The organism is Methylibium sp. T29 (assembly GCF_000576205.1).
Lineage (GTDB): Bacteria > Pseudomonadota > Gammaproteobacteria > Burkholderiales > Burkholderiaceae_C > Methylibium > Methylibium petroleiphilum.
The window spans coordinates 1-2,056 of record NZ_AZND01000412.1 but is presented as its reverse complement, the minus strand read 5'-3'; the positions used below and the strand labels follow the sequence as shown (position 1 = coordinate 2,056).

Genomic DNA, 2,056 nt, shown 5'->3' with positions numbered 1-2,056 from the left:
AACAGGGAATGATTTCAGGAATTAGGGCAATTTCGGCCCTCCCCGCGGCCGAAAACGCTCGCTGTAGTAGGGACTTAGCTGCGTTTTGGGCCTTCTCAGGCCGTGCGCAGAACAGGGAATTTCTCGGAGCAGAACAGGGATTTCTGGAAGAAAGAACAGGGAAGTTGTGATGCCGTATCAGGGAACGGAGGTGTGCAGTCTTTTGATTCGAACACTTGTCAAGAATTCGAATCCTCCTCCGCTTCATCTCTATCCCACAACACCGAACCAAGCGGGAAAGTTATCGACACCTCCCCGCTCAGCTGGCCGCCTCCGTCGATTTCAGCCCTCGATCGACCGATCCTTCGTTTCCGGCAGGAACACCAGGGCCACGACAAACGAGATCGCCGCGATGATGATCGGATACCAGAGCCCATAGTAGATGTCGCCGGTCGCCGCCACCAGCGCGAAGGCCGTGGTGGGTAGGAAGCCGCCGAACCAGCCGTTGCCGATGTGATACGGCAGTGACATGGCCGTGTAGCGGATCCGCGTCGGGAACAGCTCCACCAGGATCGCGGCAATCGGGGCGTAGACCAGTGCGACCAGCGTCACCAGCGCCGTCAGGATCAGCATGACCATCAGGTAGTGGATCTGGCTCTTGTCGGCCGATGCTGGATAGCCGACCGACTTGATGACCTTGCCCATCGCCTGGGAGAACTCGGCCGACTTTGCCTTGAGCTCGGCCGGCGGCAGACCCTTGCCTTCGAAGCTGGTGATGACGGTGTCTCCGATGCGCACCGAAGCGGTGGTTCCCGCTGGCGCTGCCTCGTTCTTGTAGGTCACCGAGGCCTTGGCGAGGAAGGACTTCGCGATGTCGCAGGACTGCGTGAAGGCCGACGTTCCCACCGGATTGAACTGGAAGGAGCATGCGGCCGGATCGGCGATGACGGTGACGGGCGCCGTGCGCTGCGCCTGGGCGAGTGCGGGGTTCGCGTGCTCCGTGAGCGCCTGGAACAGCGGGAAGTAGCAGAGGGCCGACAGCAGGAAGCCGGTCAGCATGATCGGCTTGCGACCGATGCGGTCGGCCAGCCTGCCCACCATCACGATCAGCGGCACGCCGATCAGCAAAGCGCCGGCGATCAGCAGGTTGGCCGTGACCGGATCGACCTTGAGCGTCTGCGTCAGGAAGAACAGGGCGTAGAACTGTCCCGTGTACCAGATGACCGATTGGCCTGCGACCAGCCCGAACAGGGCGATCAGCACCAGCTTGACGTTGCTCCACTGGCCGAAGGCCTCCTTGATCGGCGCCTTCGAGGCCTTCCCCTCGGCCTTCATCCGCTGGAACATCGGCGACTCGTTCAGCGACAGGCGGATCCAGACCGAGATGCCGAGCAGGAAGATCGAGAACAGGAATGGCACGCGCCAGCCCCAGTCGGCGAACACGGCCTCTCCGAGCCAGAGCCGTGTGCCCAGGATGACCGCCAGCGACAGAAAGAAGCCCAGCGTGGCCGTGGTCTGGATCCACGACGTGTAGGCGGCACGCTGCCGGGCCGGCGCATGCTCTGCAACGTACGTGGCCGCGCCACCGTACTCGCCGCCCAGCGCCAGGCCCTGCAACAGCCGCAGAATGATGAGCACGACGGGCGCAGCGATGCCCCAGGTGGCATAGGTCGGCAGGATGCCCACCAGGAAGGTCGATACGCCCATCAGCAGGATGGTGACCAGGAAGGTGTACTTGCGCCCCACCATGTCGCCCAGTCGACCGAAGAAGAGCGCACCGAACGGGCGGATCGCGAAGCCGGCGGCAAACGCCATCAGCGCGAAGACGAATGCAGCCGTCTCGTTGACGCCGGCAAAGAACTGCTTGCCGATGATCGCCGCCAGCGAGCCGTACAGGTAGAAGTCGTACCACTCGAAGACGGTCCCGAGCGACGAGGCAAAGATGACCTTGCGCTGCTCCTTCGTCATGCTCGTTGGTTCGGACGTTTGGTCCAGGGTGAGTGTGTTCATGAGGGTCCTCATGCGTAGGGACGTGACGAGGCCGCACGCGATGCGTGCAGTCTGTTGACGCCGACCG

At 62.7% G+C, this 2,056-nt stretch carries 1 protein-coding gene; it reads right to left on the bottom strand.

Translation table 11 applies throughout. The features are described from left to right. Window positions 1–321: 321 nt before the first annotated feature. Entirely contained in the window at window positions 322–1,989 is a 1,668-nt protein-coding gene (locus tag x551_RS21540; protein WP_152543627.1) for an MFS transporter, read from the bottom strand. Window positions 1,990–2,056 lie beyond the last annotated feature (67 nt).